Below are 19,563 nucleotides of genomic sequence, written 5' to 3' on the forward strand. Positions count from 1 at the left end.
TTACGACGCCGGCTTTTCTTACGAAAAGCTCTCAGGAGGTAACGAACGATGAAATTAAGCGCAACTGAGCGTCTATTCGATATCGGTAATGCGATTCTTATGATGTTGTTAATTATTTGCACCGTGTACCCGTTCTATTATGTGTTTATGGCCTCTATCAGCGACTCGAACTTGCTAATTCAGCATACGGGACTGCTTCTTAAGCCGTTAGGCTTTAACTTAAGCGCCTTTGAGAAGGTGATTGCGAATCCGAACATTTTGACCGGGTATGGGAATACACTTTTAATTTTGATTCTAGGTACGGCGGTTAATCTGTTTTTTACAACACTCGGCGCTTATGCCCTGTCCAGAAAGTTTGCTTTGCGTAAATTCCTCATGATCAGCATTGTATTCACGATGTATTTCAGTGGAGGATTGATCCCGACTTACCTGCTAATCAACAATTACCTGCACATGGGCAACAGCTATCTTGCTCTGATCGTGCCAGTAGCCATATCCACGTGGAATTTAATCATTATGCGGACGTCGTTCGAAGCCATTCCGGAAGGGTTGATGGAATCGGCCAAGATTGACGGCGCAGGCGAATGGCGCATTCTGTTCCAGATCGTGGTCCCTCTGTCGATGCCGGTTATTGCTGTCATGGTGCTCTACTACGGTGTAGCACACTGGAATTCCTGGTTCAATGCGATGCTATTCCTTCATGATCGGGAGAAATTCCCGCTGCAGCTGATTCTTCGTGAGATTCTCGTCCAGAACAGCACAGATTCGATGACCACAGGAACGGGGAACGCGAACGATACGCAAGCGATTGGAGAAAGCATTAAATACGCAACGATCATGGTTGCGACATTACCGATCCTTATTGCTTATCCATTTTTACAGAAATATTTCGTAAAAGGTGTTATGGTCGGAGCGATTAAAGAATAATACAACCAGAACCTGTTCTCTTTTTGAATGTTCGAAAAGAGGGCGGGCTATTTGGGTTTTCGGCTAAATGGGCAGGAAAACAATAAAAAATGATGATGCTGCAAGAATCGTAGATGTACATTGGGGGAAGAAGATGGGATAATGCGCATACAGCATGAGTAGGGGAGGGGCTTCTTTCATGAAGCGGAGCGTATTTCTTTTTTGGCTTTATTCGAACTTAACCATCCTTTGTATCCCCATTGTCATCACGATGTTGGTACTTTTTCAATCGCAGCATTTGCTCCAGTCAGAGGTCATCCGCTCCAATAAAGCGCTGCTCAACCAGGTGAAGCAATCTCTGGATAATCAATTCAAGGATATTAAACGGATGGGTCTGCAGCTCTCTCTGGACCCGAAAGTGATTAAATATGTGAATCAAACGGAATTCAACAGCTCGCAAGTGAAAATCGACACGCTCGACCTCATCACATCTCTTCGTTCCTATGCGGCATCCAACGGGGATATCAACGATTTGTATGTGTATATGAAAAAGCAGCATTTCGGTGTGACCACCTCGACGATGAATCAGGACGATCTGCTGTTCCAATTGCTTCATGAGCCTAATAAAGGAATAACCTTCAAAAAGTGGAGCGACAGCATGGAGAAGATCTACTTCGGTAATTTTCTGCAATTAGCCGAAGATGATATGGTGTATATGCAGTCTCTGCCTATTCAGAATGCCGATGAAGCGCCGGCGACGCTAGTGGTTATGCTCAATGCGGAGCGTCTGAAAGCAGCCATCTCCAACATTCAGCTAGCCCAGGCCGGTATTGTGTTGATTCTGGACTCGGGCAACAAGCCGATGATGATCGCAGGCGAGCAGGGGCATGTTTCCGATCTTGATTTGGCGCAGATTTCGTCCTCAGCAGAAGGTTCGTTTAACCAGAAATGGGACAAGGAAGAGGTGACGGTTTCCTACGTTTCCTCCGTTGAAAATGAGTGGAAATATGTCTCGATTGTGCCTACGAAAATATATGCGGCGAAAGTCAGCCAATTGCGGAGCTGGATTTATGCAGGCTTATTCCTGTGTATTTTCGTCGGCGGTCCGATGTCCATTTGGTTGACGCGCAGGCACTATATGCCAATTCGCCGCATGGTGGACTTGGTGTCTCCCAAGGTGAAATCGAACATGCAGGACAGCAAAGATGAGTTCCTGCTGCTGCAATCTTTCATGTCGGAAAATGTAGCCTTCCAGGATAGGGCAAATACGACCATTCGGAAGCAGCAAGACGTGCTGCGCAGCCACTTTCTGGCGCGACTCCTCAAAGGCCGGGTGGAGAGCGGATCAGCACTGGCGCAATCGATGGCATCGTTTGACCTGCGGTTTGAGACGAACCGTTTCGCGGTTCTGCTTTTTCATATCGGTGATTACTCGGCATTGTTCAACGATAATGGCTCGCGGGATAGCGAATCCAAGCTGCAGTATGTGTACTACATTGTGACGAACATCACGGAGGAACTGCTTGGCCGCAAGCATACGGTGTTTACGACCGAAGTGGACGGTATGATCGCCTTCCTCGTTAATATCCAACATGAGGATGAGGCGCAGGCGAAGCATGATTTAATCGATGCCGCACAAGTGGCGCAGGAAGTGATTCAGGGGAAATTTTATATCCAGCTGACGATTGGCATCAGCGACATTCATCCGACGCTGACCGGAATTCCGCACGGGTTTGATGAGGCGTTAGAGGCGCTGGAATACAAATTCGTTATTGGCCCGAGCCAAATCATTCCGTTTGACCGGATTAAACGGCCGAAGAATGAGCTGTATTATCCGCTCGATATGGAGCGTCAGCTCATCAATCATATCCGTACGGGGCAGTACGAGGAGGCTATGGAGGCGGTCAGCGAGCTGATTGTCACGAATGTGTCCGACGGTACGCTGTCGCTGCAGCTGGGCAAGCTTCTTATGTTTGAGCTGATCGGTACGATTCTGAAAGCGATCGAGCATCTGGATCAGGGGCCCAACGAGCTGGCCGTGGAGAAGCATGCGTTAATTAAACAATTGACCCAGTGTGAATCGTTTGCGGAAATTGAAGATGAAATTTATAAATTTTTGAAAACGGTCTGCGATTACGTGGACTCTAAAAAGAAAAGCCATAATACGAATCTGAAGGATCATGTGCTCAGCTATATCGACGAGCATTTGGCGGATATGGATCTCAGTCTAACCTCGCTGTCGTTGAAATTCGAAGTGAATGCCCCCTATTTGTCACGCTTCATCAAAGAGCAGTCGGGAGAAACCTTCATTGATTACGTCAACAAGCAGCGCGTCCAATTAGCGAAGAAATTAATGATGGACACCGATGACACGATTACAGATATTACGCAAAAAGTCGGGTTCTCGAACAGTAATACCTTTATTCGTGTGTTTAAGCGTTACGAGGGGATCACACCAGGGCAGTTCAGAAAAGGCGATCAGCTATGATCGTCTTGTTTCTATTGGATAAGATGAAGAAATTGGCAAATACTAACCGCATGGTGAACAGGTGGGAGGAAGAAGCATGGAATTGCCACAAAATTCATTCCAAATCTCTACAGAGATTAAGACGAATATGCGTAAGCTTTTCGAATGCTTTCACTCCTCCGACGACATTCGCACCAGGGAATTTCGCCTGCAGGGCGTTCAAGGTGCGATTCTTTATCTTAACGCGGCTACCAATCGGGACAAGCTGCAGTCGGATGTTTTGAGGCCTTTGCTCGAATCCAAAGAGGGGCTTTTGGAGGATATTCTCCCCATCCTTGATATCGAAATCGCCACCGATTTGGAGATGGCGGCTGCGGGGATGCTGCAGGGGAAATGTGCGATTCTGCTCGATCAACGCGCGGACATTATTCTTGCCGATGTCGCCGCCAACATGGAGCGCAGCATCACGGAATCCCAGAATGAGCAAGTCATTCGCGGTTCTCATGACGGTTTTATCGATGACGCAGATGTTAATATGCAGATGATTCACAAGCGGCTCAAGAATCCCAATCTCGTTGAACGAGACTTCACCTTGGGCGCGCAAAGCCCGACAGGTGTCAAGCTGCTATATATGAGCGAGCTTGCTGATCTCCATGTGGTTAACGAAGTGATTGCCAGACTTTTGACGAATGAGGATGTATTTATTAAATCACCCGGACAAATTTTGAATCGTTTGGAGAGCAGTTGGTGGTCGCCATTTCCACAAATGTTGTACACCGAAAGGCCCGACACCACCGTTTCCCATCTGATGGAGGGGAGAATCATCCTGCTGGTAGACGGCAGTTCGTTTGCGGTCGTTCTCCCGGTCACGTTTTTTATGTTTTTTCAAATTGCAGACGATTTCAATGTCCGGTGGTGGAACGGGACTTTTTTTCGCTTTCTCCGGTTTATTAGCGTAATGATCGGGCTGGCGCTTCCTTCCGTGTATATTGCCATCGTCTCGAACCATTTCGAGGTGCTGCCGATTGATTTGCTTTTTTCACTGAAAGCTTCTCTGGAAAATATTCCTTTTAATCCCCTCATTGAGGCTCTGTTTATGATTACCGTGCTCGAACTGCTGCGAGAAGCGGCAATCCGGCTCCCGAAGTCTATTGCATCGACCTTGTCCATTGTTGGGGGTCTAGTTATCGGCAGTGAAGTGGTCAACGCCGGATTAGTATCCACGACGATGATCGTCGTTATTTCATTGACCGCCGTTGCTTCTTTCAGTCTGCCATCTCACGAAATGCGTCTTGCGGTGAGGTTGGTCAGCTTCCCGATCATGATCGCTTCTTTGCTGCTTGGTTTTGCCGGAATTGCCTTCAGCTTTTCGCTGTTGTTCATGCATTTAAGCAAGCTTGAAACGTACGGGGTTCCTTACTTTTACCCATTTACGCCATTCCAACCACGCAGGATTCTGACTACGCTCGTTCAGCTTCCCAAGCGGATCTTTCGCAGGAAAGCTTCGGACAGGAGGGTGTCATGAGCAGAATGCAGCTATTTGCTTTCATCCTGCAAACGCAGGTAGGCATCGGCGTGTTGTCTTTCCCCTATGTCTTGCATCAAGCTGCCGGCGAAGACGGATGGATTTCCGTCATACTGGCGGGGGGATGCGTGAATGTGCTTCTGATGATCTATGCCGCTCTGTGCCGACGATTTCCAACGAAAAATTTGTATGAGTTTATGCCGCTTATTCTTGGCAAATGGCTGGGGAATGCGGTTAACGCCTTTTTCACGTTCCATTTCCTATTTCTTTCGTGTCTGATATTGCTGATGGAAATGATGTTTGTCGAGCTCTGGATATTGCCGTTTACCAATCCATGGCTCGTCATTGCAGCCAACTTTGTCATATTAATCTATTTTGCTAAAGAAAAATTGCCAATCATTGCGCGTTATCACGTGATGGTCGCCTTTTTGCTCATTTTAATGCTGGCGATGATGCTTACCAGCTTCTATACAATGGATTATCGGTATTTGCTGCCTATCGGACAGAAGGGCTGGACAGGCATTATGGCGGGAGTGAAAAGTTCCGTGATCACTTTCCTTGGCTTTGAGCTTTTCTTGGTGCTTTCCTCCGATGTGCAATCCAAAGAGAAGAGTATACTGGCCCCTGTCCTGTGGGCGAACACGATGGCGACCTTGTTCTTTTTGGTTGTGGTTCTTCTGTGTTTCCTGAATTTTAGTCCCGAATCCATTCCATTTATTCCCCAGCCTGTCCCTTACTTTTTGAACGGGATTTCCCTGCCTTTTCTGGAACGGATGGATTTGATCTTCCTTTCCGTTTGGTTGGTCAAAGTGACAGCATCGCTCATTAGTTACATGTATGCCGCAGGCAAAGGGTTCGGATATTGGTTTCATAACAATGAACATAGAAAAGCCATGTATTATTTAGTTCCCTTAGTCTGTTTGGTCGGTTTCGCTTGGCGTTCGGAAAAACGGATTGCCTTCTTACAGAAGGTGACGGAATTCGAGAGCTTCATCGCGATCGGACTTCCCGTTCTGCTTTTCTTGTTTGTTTGGCTAAAAGGCAAAAAAAGGGGGCAGCAGCTGTGAATCGCCTGGCGCTACTTTGGCTGATCGTTGTTTTGTTGCTGGTTTCCGGGTGCAGTTATCATTCCGATTTGAAAAATCTACAGCTCATCTATGCAACTTCGCTGGATACGAACGAGAAAAATGAAATCGTGACCACCGTCACCATTCAATCGCCCGGAGGCAAGGAAAGAACCGTTCCCATTCATGAGGTGTTGACGGCAACAGGACCAACGCTGCAGGAGTCTTTGTATAAAAAAATCGGTTTGCAAATCTCAGGGCCTATCGGCACTTCAAAAAATCAAGTTATGCTCATCTGCGATAAGCTGGCGAAATCGGATATTCTAAATCTCCTGGACGCCACATTCCGGAATTCTAACGATCCTATGTTGGCGAAAGTGGCTATCGTCCATGGTGAAGCGGCGGATTTGATTCGACTGAACCGCATCGGGTCTGCAACATCCGGAGAGTACTTGCGCAAAATCATTAAAAGCGCCCAGTACGAAACGGTTATTCCGTTCGTAACTGTGCATTCCATTTACCCTCTTCTTCATGATCGGGGAAAGGACGGCGTTATTCCGGTTCTGAGAAGGGAAAATGGCAAAGAAGGTGAGACGGACAAAGATAAAGCCGTCATAGAGGGTGTAGGGCTCCTAAGCAAAAAGAAGTACACAGGATACCTGCTCACTCCTGAACAATCTTCCTTGTTTCTTTTGATGAACGGTAAGAAAGGCGAAGTCTGTATCCTCACGAGAAAGGTGGAAGAAACGAAGGGTAAAAATGACTTAACACAGCACGTATCGCTGAACATCATCAAGTCGAACCGCAGCAAAAAGGTTTTGGTCAGTTCTTCCGGAAAGGTCCAAGTCCAATTGCAGTTGAAGCTGAAAGCGATCATTACTGAGCACGCCAAAAACAATCGTATTGACCAGCAGTTGATTGAGCAGCTGAACAAACGATTCTCTGATTTGCTCACGCAGGAAGCGCAAGGCATCTGCAAACAGCTTCAGAAAGCGCATTCCGATGCACTGGGCATCGGAAGGGACTTGATCGCTTTCTATCCGAAGGAGTGGAAAGAGCTCGATTGGGATCAAACATATCCGGAAGTGGATTTCAAGGTTTCGGTCAGCATGGATATTGTTTCTCATGGCATTATTAACTAGCTCGTCGAATGATGTCTCGGCTTGAATTCGCTCGGCGACTGGCCGGTCCAGCGCCGGAATTGGCGGGAGAAGTGGCTGGCTGAGTGGAAACCTAGCTTCTCCGCGATGTCCGTCATCGGCAGATGGGTCGTGACGAGCAGTTCTTTGGCCAGCTTCAACTTCTGCTGACTGACATACTGGCGAGGGGAAAGGCCGTATACCTTAGAGAACAGCTTGCTGCATTGGCTGCGGCTTAGGTTCATCTCCTTGGCGACCCCGGCTACTGTCGCTTCTTCGCATAAACCGAGCGCGAGCTTCTCTTCAATCATGTGTGCGATATCGGTGGTGAAAAGCGAAGGATCTTTCTCGGCCGTGGTTCCTGGCCGGCGAGATGAGTCGTGTTCACGAAGCAGTTGGAGCACATCGTGTATGATGAGCAGCGTATACGACTGCAGAAGCAGCTTATCCTCGAAGCGTAAAGGAGAAGGCTCGGCAGCCGTGTGGTTGCGTTGCATCACATCTTCAAGTTCGCCGACGTAGAAGCGGAGCTTGCTTCGTTCCGCTTCTTTGTGCCGGATGAGCCGATAGGGGGACTGGGAGAGCAGGCTGCGAATCTCGGGGTCATCGAGATCAAAATGCACATTAAAAAAGCCGTAATCCGCCAGGGTGGTGTTGGAGGATTGATGTCTGACGCCGGACTTGATCAGCAGCCAGTCTCCCGCTTGCATCGTCACCCTATCCCGGTTAATTTCATGCGCGACTTCACCTTCCACGCAGTACAGCAGCTCGAACAAATGGTGATGGTGTCTGGGGTAGTGCCACCCTGGAGGCTTCAAACCAAAATGGCAGCCGGTCACCTGAAGTGTATTGATAATATTAGGGAATCGATACAAATCCTCCAACTGTTGTTCCATCCGCCGTTCCTCCCGTTAGTCCTCATTGTTTGTTCCATCATACCATGCCATTTGGCACATTTGGTATAGAAAATGATCCATTTGGCGATGGAGATTCACGATCCTTTCAGCGAAGATGAACGTAGGTAAATTTATAAAATTATCCGACAGTACTCATCATCCGGAGGGATCATTGTGGCCATTTTACAAGCCAGAGATAAACAGTTTTTTTTAGATGGGGAACCCTTTCAAATTTTGTCAGGAGCTATCCATTATTTCCGTGTAGTCCCTGAGTATTGGGAAGATCGGCTGCTGAAGCTTAAAGCGTGCGGTTTTAATACTGTAGAGACTTATGTACCCTGGAATTTGCATGAGCCGCAGGAAAACGCCTATAACTTTGAAGGCATTGCGGACATTGAGCGGTTTATCACACTCGCAGGCGAGCTCGGACTTCACGTCATCGTTCGGCCAAGTCCTTACATCTGTGCGGAGTGGGAGTTCGGCGGGTTGCCGGCTTGGCTGCTGCAGTACACGTATATGAAGCTTCGCTGCATGGATGCAACATATTTGATGAAAGTAGATCGTTATTATGATGAATTAATTCCTAGGTTAACCCGGTTACAAAGCACCAATGGCGGACCGATCATTGCGATGCAAATCGAAAATGAGTATGGCAGCTACGGCAACGACACGGCATACCTTACGTATTTACGTGAGGGTCTGACGAAGCGCGGTGTTGATGTTTTGTTGTTTACATCAGATGGACCTGAAGACGGGATGCTTCAAGGGGGAACGGTTCCCGGCACGCTTGCGACCGTTAACTTCGGCTCCAGACCGGAGGAAGCGTTCGAGAAATTCCGTGAATACCGTGCGGACGAGCCGCTTATGTGCATGGAGTATTGGAACGGCTGGTTTGACCATTGGCTGAAGCCGCACCACACGCGGGATGCGGGTGATGTTGCGGATGTCTTCGATCGCATGCTGCGCGCAGGGGCCTCCGTGAATTTCTACATGTTCCATGGAGGAACGAACTTTGGCTTCTACAACGGAGCGAACTTTGGGGAGAAGTACGAGGCGACGATTACTAGCTATGACTACGACTCACCTCTTTCAGAGTGCGGAGATGAAACGGAGAAATTTCGCGCCATCCGCAGCGTGATTGCAAGCTACCTCAAGAAGGATGAGAAGGAGTTCCCTGCATTCCCGGCGCCTATTGCGAAGAAAAGCTACGGCCGCGTAGACTTAACAGAGAAAGCAGATCTACTGGGGCAGCTTGCCCAGCTTTCCACGCCTGTTCAACGTACGTGCCCGGAACCGATGGAGATGTTTGGCCAAAGCTATGGCTTCATCGTTTATTCGACACAGGTATCCGGTCCACGGACCGGGGAAAAGCTGCACCTGCAAGAGGTGCACGACCGCGCACAGATTTTCTTGGACGGCGTCTACCAAGGTACAATTGAACGCTGGGACCCGCGTCCTCTCCCGCTGGACATTCCTGCTGAAGGCGCGAGGCTGGACATCGTGGTTGAGAACATGGGCCGCGTAAATTACGGACCAAAACTGAAGGACTACAAAGGGATTACAGAAGGCGTTCGTTTCAACAATCAATTCTTGTTTGATTGGACGATTTATCCACTGCCACTGGACAAAGTAGATGCCATTCCTTTCGTGAGTTCAGTAAAAAGCGTACAGCAGGGGGATGCGCAGGATCAGGAGCGCCCGACTTTCTATCGCGGGGAGTTTCACGTCGAAGAGGCCGGAGACACCTTCATCCGTTTGGACGGATGGTCTAAAGGCGTTGTATGGATCAACGGTTTTAATCTTGGCCGTTACTGGGAAAAGGGCCCGCAGCGGACGTTATATGTACCGGCGCCGTTACTGCGGAAGGGCAGCAATGAAATCATCGTCTTCGAATTGCATCGTACACAAGAACCGGTAGTTGTACTGACGGATTCACCTGATTTAGGATAAAACGGGGGGCGTGAGCGACTATGGCATCCAAGGCTATCAAAAGAGTCATTATTTTAGGTATTGATGGTGCAGGAACATTCATCCGTGAGGCGCAGACCCCTCATTTAGATATTTTGCTTACGGGAGGTGTGCAATCACACCTGGCTCGCACCGTCTATCCTTCCAACAGCGGGGAATGCTGGGGATCGCTTTTGCATGGTGTAGTGCCGAATCGGCATGAATCTCATGTGCATATTCAAAAAAATCGAAGCTTTCCGGTGGATTCTATGGCGCCCTCTATTTTCCGGATATTGCGAGAAGCAAAACCTGACAGTACAATGGCCGCATTCGTTTCATGGAAACCCATTATTACCGGCGTAATTGAAGACATTGAGGGCATGAATAAATACGCCGCTCCGGATGAAGAGCTGGTTCCCGCTATCGGGGCGTACCTTCGTTCCAATCCGGGGGTGGAGCTCCTGTTCGTTCAACTGGATGATGTGGACGCTGCCGGCCATCGCCATGGGTATGGAGAAGAATCCACGGAATACCTGAGGGCGATTACGCGTGCTGACAAGCAGATCGGAGAGATCAGCAAAGCGCTGCTGGAAGCGGGGATGCTGGAAGACAGCCTGTTGATTATCACCACCGACCACGGCGGCGGCGGTTTGGATGCCTTCAATCATGGGAGTGACGCGCCGCGGGATATGACCATTTTCTGGGGATGTCGGGGTCCAGGTGTTAATCCCGAGGCCAACTTGCTGGGCTTGTCAATTATGGACACAGCGGCGGTCGCGCTTCATGCGCTTGGCTTGCCGATCCCGAGAGATTGGGATGCCAAGCTGCCTGCGGGATTATTGGATTAGGATCGGGATTGGGACAGTTCGATGATGACTATCGGACTGTCTTTTTTGCTTGTTGCTTGTTACTGTGCTGCCCATTTTACAAGCGTCATCTCCTTTTCTTGAATATTGTGCTCAAGAGAGGAGTGAGGGCGTTGATCCAAGTTACGATTGCCGCTGTCGGAGATTTATTGATGAAAAGTGAAATTATTGCTGCAGCTAGAAGGCCGGAAGGGCATGCGTTTGACCCTGTTTTCGAAGAGGTTGCTCCCATTTTGAAAGCGCATGATTTGGCATTAGGCAATTTGGAGACGACCTTCTCCGGCAAAAGGCTGCTGGGCTCTCCCGGCATCCGGCCAAAATGCAACTGCCCTAGAGAACGGAGAAGTCCAAGAACAGGCCTTCCTGTTTTTAATTGTCCGGATGAGCTGGCAGGTTCGCTGAAAAAGGCGGGGTTCCATGTCCTGACGACAGCCAATAACCATTGCATGGACGGCGGGCGCAGCGGGGTGAAACGAACGTTGCAGGTTCTGGATGCGCACCAGCTTCAGCACACGGGAACGGCGCGTTCTGCGAAAGAAGCTCAAGGGCCGCTGATCGTGGATGTGAAAGGCGTACGTATCGGCATAGTAGCCTATACCGAGAAAACCAATGCCATACCGGTACCGCAGAGGTGGCTGGTTAATCGGTTCAATGCGAATCAGATGAAGGCGGATATTCGGGCAATGAAGAATAAAGCAGACTTTATCATAGCTTGTCTTCATTTCGGTAAAGAGTATAGGAACTACCCGGACAACGGTCAGAAAAAGTGGATGGAATTCCTGTTCAGGCAAGGTGTGAACGCCGTCTTAGGGGCGCATCCGCATGTGCTTCATCCGGTCACTCAAACCGTGATGAAAGATAAATACGGCGCAGAACGAACGCGCATCGCCGCTTCTTCTTTAGGGAATTTCGTATCTTCGAAATTGACGAAGGGGACGAATACGGTTCGGGGCATGATTCTGTCGCTCACCCTGACGAAGCATGACAATGGTCGTACGGATATCAGCGGAGTTGAGCAAATCCCTACCATTGTGGAGCGGAGAAAGGGGGAGACGACGGCGTACACTGTCGTTCCGGAAAGATGACGTTGGGTGCGTGTCTGCGCAAATGTTGAAAACAAGCTTAACGCAGCGGGAGTGGGGCGAAAAGCCTCACGGAGGGTCGGTAAAGTTGCTTTTCATCGCTAACGTATGCTGAATGTGCCTCGTGTCTGCGCTAACGTCGTAAAAAAAGCTTAACGCAGCGGCGGGGCAAAAAGCCCCAGCGCTTGGTTAAAGTTGTTTTTCATCGCTAACGTATGCCGAATGTGCCTCGTGTATGCGCTAACGTCGTAAAACAAGCTTAACGCAGCGGCGGGGCAAAAAGCCCCACGCATGGTCTTTAACGTTGCTTTTCATCGCTAACGTATGCTGAATGTGCCTCGTGTCTGCGCTAACGTCGTAAAACAAGCTTCACGTAGCGGGGAGTGGCAAAAAGCCCCACGCATGGTCTGTTAACGTTGCTTTTCATCGCTAACGTATGCCGAATGTGCCTCGTGTCTGCGCTAACGTCGTTAAAACAAGCTTAACGCAGCGGCGGGGCAAAAAGCCCCACGCATGGTCTGTTAACGTTGCTTTTCATCGCTAACGTATGCCGAATGTGCCGCTGCACCCCTCTTACATTGCACTTTATGCATCATAAGAGGTGCTCCGCGCCTTAAAACTCGCAGTTCATTGTACTAAGTACAACGAACTTGCCCGAAATGGCTGAAATAAACGACATTTCAGCCAAAAACATTGTACTTTGTACAATATAGAGAAGCGCCGGAGTCAAATTCCGCCTATATTGTTGTACTTTGTACAACGTAGATAGACCGTCAGGCAGAATGCCTAACGGTCTTTTTCCCTTTTGCTATAGCTACCCCTTGCAAAGAGAACTACAAGCCGCTATTTGTTCCAAATCGGCTGTTTTCTGCAGTTGAGCGGAACTACAGGGTCTTATCCGCTTCCTCGTTGTTGCCATTCCGCTTAAATCGGCGAAATAGAGGACCGTAGTTCCCTCCAGGCTGCCACATCGCAGTTTTCCAGACAAATAGAGGATCGTAGTTCCCAACAATCAGCCCCCCACTATAATCACTGCAGCCCGCCTAGGCAAAGCCCCCAACGGCCGTAGTCTCGTCCACCGCCACCGTCACCGCGCCCACCACCGCTCCACCCCAACCCCCACTGTTTCACCCACCGATGAGACGGTTAAGCATACTATAGGCTGGCACCCCGCCTTAACAAAAATTTCAAATCTTTTTTCTGTCCCATGTCGGATTGTATAAGATTCCATAGTTTGACATTAAGATTTAAAGACATCAAGTGTAAGTTAACATGACAAATAGTTTACATCGTTAAGCTTTTAAGCGAAGGGGGGGTTCCATTGATCTCATTCCAGCAAGTAGAGAAGCATTACGGCGATTTTCATGTGCTCAAGGGAATTGATCTTCAGGTTCAGCAGGGGGAAGTTGTTGTCGTCGTCGGTCCGTCAGGTTCAGGCAAAAGTACGCTGCTCAGATGCATCAATCGACTGGAAACGATCACCAGCGGCGAACTGACCGTAAACGAGCGCAAAGTCAGCGACAGAAAGACGGATATCAACAAGCTGCGCCGTGACATTGGGATGGTCTTCCAGCATTTTAATCTGTATCCGCATAAAAAGGTCATTGATAACATCACGCTTGCGCCCATGAAAGTGCTCGGCCTGCCGAAGAAGGAAGCGGAAGAAACGGCGATGTACTACCTCGAGAAGGTAGGCATTCAGGACAAAGCCGGAAGCTATCCCTCGCAACTTTCGGGCGGTCAGCAGCAGCGGGTAGCGATAGCCAGGGGGCTGGCGATGAAGCCGAAAATTATGCTCTTCGACGAACCGACATCGGCCCTTGATCCAGAGATGGTGGGCGAGGTGCTGGACGTCATGAAGGCGCTGGCGCACGAGGGAATGACGATGGTTGTGGTCACGCACGAGATGGGCTTTGCCCGGGAAGTGGCGGATCGCGTTGTTTTTATGGATAAAGGGCAAATCGTCGAAGAATCGCCTCCGGAGGAGTTTTTCGTCAATCCGAAAGAAGAGCGGGCACGACTATTTCTCAACCGCGTTCTCAATCACTAATAATCGATCTGCATCACTAACCTCGCGTTTTGAATCACTAATATTTGTTCTGCATCACTAATCTCGCGTTCTGTTTCACTAATATCCGTTCTGCATCACTAATCTCGCGTGCTCTGTCACTAATATTCGTTCTGCGTCACTAATCCACCGTTCTTTTAATAATGAGGAGATGAACTTATATGATAGCTAAAAAGTGGAATTTTATCGTGATGTTAACAGCCGTATTCGCATTGGCAGGGTGTGCCTCAACATCAACGTCCACCTCGGGAGGGGCATCCAGTACGCCAGCAGGTTCGCCGGCAGCAAGCGCGAACACAACAAGCACGGCCAAGCCGGCAGGCGGGGCATCGGTTCTTGACGAGATCAAGAGCAGAGGCAAGCTGGTCGTTGGCGTCAAATACGACACGAAGCTGTTCGGCCTGAAAAATCCGACAGGCGGCGAAGTGGAAGGCTTCGACGTGGACATCGCCAAAGCGCTGGCGAAGGAAATTCTCGGCGATGAGAAGAAAATCGAGCTGAAGGAAGTAACGTCCAAGACGCGCATCCCGATGCTCGACAACAAGGAGATCGACATGATTGTCGCCACGATGACGATCACGGACGAGCGCAAGAAGCAGGTTGAATTCTCCGATGTTTATTTTAAAGCGGGACAGTCCCTGCTTGTCAAGAAAGGCAGTCCGATCAAATCGGTTGCCGATATTAAAAAAGGCACCAAAGTACTGGCGGTAAAAGGCGCTACGTCCGTTGGAAACATTAAAGCCAAAGCACCGGAGGCAACGGTACTGGAATTCGATAATTACCAAGATGCTTTCAGCGCCCTCAAAGCGGGGCAAGGGGATACGCTGACTACGGATAATGCGATCCTCTACGGCATGGTGGCGCAGGATCCGAACTTTGCCGTCGTCGGTGAGCCGTTCACGGATGAGCCTTACGGCATCGCGATGAAAAAAGGCGAAACAGCGCTTCAAACCGTGGTCAACGACAGCCTGAAGAAGCTGCAATCAAACGGTGAATACGACAAGCTTTATAAGAAATGGATCGGCGAGGCGCCATCCAAATAACCAAGATCAGATGGGTGGCCGCAAGCTGCCCATCTTCTGTCTATGAGGGGGGCACAAGCCGATGCCGGATTTCTCAATTTTCACCGACCATATTGATATCTTTATGAAGGGCTTTGTTAACACCATCTGGGCTAGTCTCATTGCTTTAATCGGCAGTTTTATTCTGGGGACGCTAATCGCCATATGCCGGATTTCTTCGGTAAAACCCCTGCAGTGGGTAGGTACGGCTTACGTGGAATTCATTCGAAACATTCCGCTATTGCTCGTCGTTTTTGTCTTCTTTTATGGTTTGCCTTCCCTTGGCGTTACCCTGAGCGGCTTCGTATGCGGAACCTTGGGGCTGACGGTGTACACGGCAGCTTTCATCGCCGAGGCGATCCGCGCCGGCATTATGTCAGTGCCGCTCGGCCAATCGGAAGCCGCGAGGTCCTCAGGGCTGACCTACGGGCAAGCGATGTGGCATGTCGTCCTTCCGCAAGCGATCAAAATCGTCATACCGCCACTGAGCAACCAGTTTATTAACCTGGTTAAGAATTCGTCGGTGCTAGGGGTGTTTGCGGGCCTTGATCTTATGTATTTCGGGGATATGATAGCCAGCGAGACATACGCCACATTTGATACGTATATTTTCGTCGCTGTTCTTTACTTGCTTTTAACGCTGCCGCTAAGCTACGGCGCCTTGTATCTGGAACGTAAGCTGGCGAGGGGGTGAATGAATGGATATTTTGCATGCTTTCTCAGTGGATAATATGAGATTTATTCTCGAAGGATTTTACATGACGCTAAAAGTTGCCTTGATTTCCATCATTCTCAGCTTTCTTGTAGGCTGCATCGTGGGAACGATTCGTTATACGAAACTGCCCATCGTTTCACCTATTTTAGGCATAGCCGTAGAGCTGCTTCGCAACTTGCCGCTGCTGCTGATCATTTTCTTCGCCCGGTTTGCCCTGCCGGATGTCGGCATTAAGCTCGGTCCGATGAATGCGACGATTGTGGCGCTAACGCTTTTTGAAGGGGCGATGATCGCAGAAATTGTGCGAAGCGGGCTTACTTCCATCGACAAAGGGCAGATCGAAGCCGCTCGTTCTTCTGGACTAAGTTATGTCCAAACGCTTTGGCATATCGTGATTCCACAAGGTCTTCGCCGTATGGTTCCTCCGCTGGTCAGCCAGTTTATCTCCTTGCTCAAAGATACATCTCTTGCCATTGTTATTTCCTTGCCTGAACTGATGCATCATGCGAAAATAGTAATTGGACAAAGTTATAGCTATACCTTACCGATTCTGTTTGTCGTGGCTGTGCTTTATTTTGCAGTCAATTATGCATTATCGTTGGCGGCGCGAAGATTTGAAGCGAGAATGGTGTAGAGAATTTGAGCGGAAAGAGGAGTTATTGACATCATGTTACACTTGAGTTGGGAAATGTTATTGTTCGTCATCATTGGAGGGTTTGTGGCTGCCTATGTCGATTCGGTCGTGGGAGGCGGGGGATTAATCGCTTTGCCTGTTCTTCTGGCAACGGGATTGCCGCCGGCTATTGCGCTGGGAACGAATAAACTGGCTGGCACAATGTCGTCGCTGACGAGCACCATTTCCTTTATGCGTTCAGGAAATATCGATTTCAAAGCAGTAAAAGGCTTATTTCTTTTATCTTTAACAGGAGCCGTTTGCGGAACGATGGTACTTCGGCAGATTCCTTCGGATTTTCTTAAGCCGTTGGTCGTCGTCATGCTGATCCTGATCACCATTTACACGCTTTTTCGGAAAAATTGGGGGAGCAACTCGACGTTCCGCCAGTACTCGACCAAGACAGCCCTTCTCATGGGAGGTGCCGCTTTCGGCTTAGGCTTTTATGACGGCTTTTTTGGACCGGGTACGGGTTCCTTTCTTATATTCGTTTTTCTTATGTTAGGTTTTGATTTTGTGAAAGCGGCTGGGAATGCCAAAATGCTCAATTTCGGAAGCAATATAGCGAGCTTGGCTACGTTCATGGTGCTGGGTTCCATCAACTACGGGATCGGGATTCCGATGGGAATCGCGATGATTTGCGGCTCATTATTAGGGTCGCGTATGGCAATCCGCAAAGGCTCAGCGTATGTGCGCCCTTTATTTCTTACCGTATGTATACTTCTAATTAGCAAGCAGATATGGGATCTCATCTAGGGGGTGATCGGCTGGGACGCTTGAAAAATGAAGGGCTACAAATGATTCTCATCGCCATTGTGACAGCAATTGCTGGCGAGTTCAAAATAACGCCCTTCAGCGGCGAAGTGTTTCGGATTGGTCTTGGGAGCAGCACTTTTCTTCTGTGCCTGCTCTTGCTCAAACATTTGCCTTATATCTATACAGGCCTTATTACCGGCATTACCGTTTTGCTGTTTCGTTCCATAGAAGCGGGGATCATGACACACGGAGCTGTATCGCTTGGCTGGAGCATGCAGACCCATTTGCCTGCGATGCTGTACTATATAGCTTTTGCGGTGGGCATGAGCTGGATAAAGCAGAAAATGGGGAAATTCCACCCCCTCGTGCTTGGCGTATTCCTATCGCTTATTGATCTCATGTCCAATGAGATTGAGCTGTTGGCGCGCAGCGTCATTTTCGATACTCCCTACAAGTTTTCACAGCAGTTAGTGTATATTTCGGTAACTGCCCTTGTAAGAAGCTACTTTATAGTAGGCATTTACAGCAGCGTGACCATTCATCAGATGAGGGTCCTCCACAGTGAGCAGCAGAAGCGAATGGAACAGATGCTCAATACGAACAGCGGATTATATGGCGAGGTGTTCTACCTGCGTAAGTCCATGGAAACGATTGAGCAGCTGACAGCCAAAAGCCACAATTTATACGAAAGAGTGAATGGCTCGGGGCTAAAGAGCTATGCCCGCACGATTTTGGAAATCACGCAACAGATCCATGAGGTAAAAAAAGACTCACAGCGCATCCTTGCCGGCTTATTAAAGCTGTTTGACCGGGAATTCGCCTCAAATATGAGGCTGGCGGAAATCATCGAGTTCGCGATAAAATCCAATCTGGGATACAGCGCGATGATCGGCAAACGGATTCAATTCACCACTGATTTGCGCATTAATTATGATTCGGATCACTATCTTCCTCTGCTGACGGTTATGAATAATCTGTTGTCCAACAGTGTGGAGGCGATCGAAGATCAGGGGACGATTCACGTAAGTGTATACGGAAGCGGCGCTGAAACGATTCTGACAGTCTCGGATACGGGAACGGGGATTGCTGATCTGGAGAAAGATATGATTTTTGAGCCTGGCTTCACGACGAAATTCAATCAGGAAGGCTTTGCTGCAACCGGCATCGGGCTTTCTCACGTACGGGATATTGTTCATTCCTTAGGCGGGGATATTCATTTGCGTTCTGATGAGCTTGGCTCGCAGACAACTTTTGTGATCACCTTATTGACCGATACGTTGAAAAAAGGAGCGTAGAGATCATGCTGTCTTTCGGAATTGTGGACGATGATGCGGTAAGCAGGCTGATGCTGCACAAAATTATTGAAAAAGGCGGATTAGGTGAAGTCGTAGGAACGGCAGGCAGCGGGAGCGAAGGGGAAAGAGTGCTGCTCGAAACGTCCCCGGATGTCGTTGTCATCGATCTGCTGATGCCGGATCAGGATGGCATTGAGACCATCATTCGGCTCAAGGAGCAAGGTTTTCAAGGCAAGTACGTCATGATTTCGCAGATAGAAAATAAAGAGATGATCGGCAAAGCCTACCAGGCCGGCGTCGAATACTATATTCAAAAGCCGATTAACAAAATCGAAGTGGAAGCGGTGCTTTCCAAGGTCAATGAACAGTGGAAGATCAGCCGTTCCCTGAAGGAAATTCAGGACTCTTTGACGAAGTTGAGCCTATTGAATCTTAATCCGGAGAGCCCTCGTAAAAAGCGCAGTGTGCGCGAGATCGTCCAACCGATTCTCATGGACATGGGCATTGTCGGGGAGAGCGGGAGTCGGGATGTGACGGACATTATCGAACAGCTGACGAAGCATCATCGCGGTGACGGGATACCGCCACTGAAGGAGTTGTATGAGACGGCGGCTCGCAGCCACAAACTGCAAGAGTCCGATGTGGAAAAAGAAGGGAAGGCCGTCGAGCAGCGCATTCGCCGCGCCGTTATGGCTGCCTTAGCCCATATAGCCAGCATCGGTTTGACGGATTACAGCAATCCGAAATTTGAGCATTATGCGCCGCTCTATTTTGAGTTTCAGGATGTCCGTTTGAAAATGAAAGAAATCGATGAGAATTTGAAGTCGGAGAAAAGTAAAATTAACATCAAAAAGTTTCTCCAGGTCCTTTATTTGGAAGTCACGGACAAGATGCGAAGCGAGCATTAGGCCCGGAAGATGGGCGTATTGCGGTTGCGAATTGACCGACGGTTATGATATGATTTTGTACATATGAAGAAAAGGAGGTGAAGGTAGGATGAATCGAGAGTTTGTGAACAACCGTGTGAGCCAGTTACCTATCGCGATGGCTGGCATCGTTCATGCATTTGCGTGCAACGGGAGAAGTCTGTCAAAATTTGCTCA

Annotated in this window: 16 protein-coding genes; 15 read left to right on the plus strand and 1 reads right to left on the minus strand. The window is 49.0% G+C overall.

Annotated features, from left to right (window positions below):
* Positions 1 to 48 precede the first annotated feature (48 nt).
* The 5 genes from AC3WTJ_RS14205 to AC3WTJ_RS14225 all read left to right on the plus strand — a co-directional run bounded on the left by AC3WTJ_RS14205 (position 49) and on the right by AC3WTJ_RS14225 (position 7,104).
* Complete coding sequence (locus AC3WTJ_RS14205) at positions 49 to 927, plus strand: carbohydrate ABC transporter permease (protein ID WP_492522332.1); 879 nt, start codon at positions 49 to 51, stop codon at positions 925 to 927.
* 178 nt (positions 928 to 1,105) lie between these two features.
* Entirely contained in the window at positions 1,106 to 3,394 is a 2,289-nt protein-coding gene (locus AC3WTJ_RS14210) for a helix-turn-helix domain-containing protein (protein WP_492522333.1), read from the plus strand.
* 76 nt (positions 3,395 to 3,470) lie between these two features.
* Positions 3,471 to 4,898: a spore germination protein gene (locus tag AC3WTJ_RS14215; protein ID WP_492522334.1), complete on the plus strand. Its 1,428-nt coding sequence runs from the start codon at positions 3,471 to 3,473 to the stop codon at positions 4,896 to 4,898.
* Positions 4,895 to 5,965 (plus strand): GerAB/ArcD/ProY family transporter, encoded by a 1,071-nt coding sequence (locus tag AC3WTJ_RS14220; RefSeq protein ID WP_492522335.1) that lies wholly within the window; start codon positions 4,895 to 4,897, stop codon positions 5,963 to 5,965. The genes AC3WTJ_RS14215 and AC3WTJ_RS14220 overlap by 4 nt, the downstream gene beginning before the upstream one ends.
* Positions 5,962 to 7,104 carry a Ger(x)C family spore germination protein gene (locus AC3WTJ_RS14225; protein ID WP_492522336.1) on the plus strand — a complete coding sequence of 381 codons (1,143 nt, stop codon included), beginning with the start codon at positions 5,962 to 5,964 and terminating at the stop codon, positions 7,102 to 7,104. The genes AC3WTJ_RS14220 and AC3WTJ_RS14225 overlap by 4 nt, the downstream gene beginning before the upstream one ends.
* Here AC3WTJ_RS14225 and AC3WTJ_RS14230 read toward each other — a convergent pair.
* On the minus strand, positions 7,101 to 7,997 hold the full coding sequence (locus AC3WTJ_RS14230; protein WP_492522337.1) for an AraC family transcriptional regulator: 897 nt from the start codon (positions 7,995 to 7,997) through the stop codon (positions 7,101 to 7,103). The two genes, AC3WTJ_RS14225 and AC3WTJ_RS14230, sit on opposite strands and share 4 nt — an antisense overlap.
* A 174-nt stretch (positions 7,998 to 8,171) precedes the next feature.
* Between AC3WTJ_RS14230 and AC3WTJ_RS14235 the strand changes: the two genes are divergently transcribed.
* From AC3WTJ_RS14235 to AC3WTJ_RS14280, 10 genes are all read left to right on the plus strand, one after another.
* The gene (locus AC3WTJ_RS14235; protein WP_492522338.1) at positions 8,172 to 9,947 is read left to right on the plus strand and encodes a glycoside hydrolase family 35 protein; all 1,776 of its coding nucleotides are present in this window, start codon (positions 8,172 to 8,174) and stop codon (positions 9,945 to 9,947) included.
* Between the two features lie 20 nt (positions 9,948 to 9,967).
* Positions 9,968 to 10,792, plus strand: coding sequence for an alkaline phosphatase family protein (locus tag AC3WTJ_RS14240; protein ID WP_492522339.1), 825 nt, complete (start codon positions 9,968 to 9,970; stop codon positions 10,790 to 10,792).
* 122 nt (positions 10,793 to 10,914) lie between these two features.
* Positions 10,915 to 11,895 carry a CapA family protein gene (locus tag AC3WTJ_RS14245; protein WP_492522340.1) on the plus strand — a complete coding sequence of 327 codons (981 nt, stop codon included), beginning with the start codon at positions 10,915 to 10,917 and terminating at the stop codon, positions 11,893 to 11,895.
* 1,318 nt (positions 11,896 to 13,213) lie between these two features.
* The gene (locus tag AC3WTJ_RS14250; protein ID WP_445558383.1) at positions 13,214 to 13,942 is read left to right on the plus strand and encodes an amino acid ABC transporter ATP-binding protein; all 729 of its coding nucleotides are present in this window, start codon (positions 13,214 to 13,216) and stop codon (positions 13,940 to 13,942) included.
* Positions 13,943 to 14,121: 179 nt separating this feature from the next.
* Positions 14,122 to 15,003, plus strand: coding sequence for a glutamate ABC transporter substrate-binding protein (locus tag AC3WTJ_RS14255; RefSeq protein WP_492522341.1), 882 nt, complete (start codon positions 14,122 to 14,124; stop codon positions 15,001 to 15,003).
* Between the two features lie 61 nt (positions 15,004 to 15,064).
* A complete protein-coding gene (locus AC3WTJ_RS14260; RefSeq protein WP_315952979.1) occupies positions 15,065 to 15,715 on the plus strand; it encodes an amino acid ABC transporter permease in 651 nt (216 codons plus the stop codon).
* 4 nt (positions 15,716 to 15,719) lie between these two features.
* Positions 15,720 to 16,370 carry an amino acid ABC transporter permease gene (locus AC3WTJ_RS14265; protein WP_407869679.1) on the plus strand — a complete coding sequence of 217 codons (651 nt, stop codon included), beginning with the start codon at positions 15,720 to 15,722 and terminating at the stop codon, positions 16,368 to 16,370.
* Between the two features lie 33 nt (positions 16,371 to 16,403).
* Positions 16,404 to 17,165, plus strand: a complete 762-nt coding sequence (locus AC3WTJ_RS14270) for a TSUP family transporter (RefSeq protein ID WP_492522342.1) — start codon at positions 16,404 to 16,406, stop codon at positions 17,163 to 17,165.
* Between the two features lie 41 nt (positions 17,166 to 17,206).
* Entirely contained in the window at positions 17,207 to 18,460 is a 1,254-nt protein-coding gene (locus AC3WTJ_RS14275) for a sensor histidine kinase (protein ID WP_492522343.1), read from the plus strand.
* A gap of 5 nt (positions 18,461 to 18,465) precedes the next feature.
* Positions 18,466 to 19,368, plus strand: a complete 903-nt coding sequence (locus AC3WTJ_RS14280) for a response regulator (RefSeq protein ID WP_492522344.1) — start codon at positions 18,466 to 18,468, stop codon at positions 19,366 to 19,368.
* Positions 19,369 to 19,563: the final 195 nt, after the last annotated feature.

It is taken from the genome of Paenibacillus sp. FW101-FHT12H11 (assembly GCF_058790355.1).

What these genes read in the sequence shown, in the direction of transcription:
- AC3WTJ_RS14205 (WP_492522332.1), top strand. Translation starts at nt 49, where the DNA reads ATGAAATTAAGCGCAACTGAGCGTCTATTCGATATCGGTAATGCGATT.
- AC3WTJ_RS14210 (WP_492522333.1), top strand. Translation starts at nt 1,106, where the DNA reads ATGAAGCGGAGCGTATTTCTTTTTTGGCTTTATTCGAACTTAACCATC.
- AC3WTJ_RS14215 (WP_492522334.1), top strand. Translation starts at nt 3,471, where the DNA reads ATGGAATTGCCACAAAATTCATTCCAAATCTCTACAGAGATTAAGACG.
- AC3WTJ_RS14220 (WP_492522335.1), top strand. Translation starts at nt 4,895, where the DNA reads ATGAGCAGAATGCAGCTATTTGCTTTCATCCTGCAAACGCAGGTAGGC.
- AC3WTJ_RS14230 (WP_492522337.1), bottom strand. Translation starts at nt 7,997, where the DNA reads ATGGAACAACAGTTGGAGGATTTGTATCGATTCCCTAATATTATCAAT.
- AC3WTJ_RS14240 (WP_492522339.1), top strand. Translation starts at nt 9,968, where the DNA reads ATGGCATCCAAGGCTATCAAAAGAGTCATTATTTTAGGTATTGATGGT.
- AC3WTJ_RS14255 (WP_492522341.1), top strand. Translation starts at nt 14,122, where the DNA reads ATGATAGCTAAAAAGTGGAATTTTATCGTGATGTTAACAGCCGTATTC.
- AC3WTJ_RS14260 (WP_315952979.1), top strand. Translation starts at nt 15,065, where the DNA reads ATGCCGGATTTCTCAATTTTCACCGACCATATTGATATCTTTATGAAG.
- AC3WTJ_RS14265 (WP_407869679.1), top strand. Translation starts at nt 15,720, where the DNA reads ATGGATATTTTGCATGCTTTCTCAGTGGATAATATGAGATTTATTCTC.
- AC3WTJ_RS14270 (WP_492522342.1), top strand. Translation starts at nt 16,404, where the DNA reads ATGTTACACTTGAGTTGGGAAATGTTATTGTTCGTCATCATTGGAGGG.
- AC3WTJ_RS14275 (WP_492522343.1), top strand. Translation starts at nt 17,207, where the DNA reads ATGATTCTCATCGCCATTGTGACAGCAATTGCTGGCGAGTTCAAAATA.
- AC3WTJ_RS14280 (WP_492522344.1), top strand. Translation starts at nt 18,466, where the DNA reads ATGCTGTCTTTCGGAATTGTGGACGATGATGCGGTAAGCAGGCTGATG.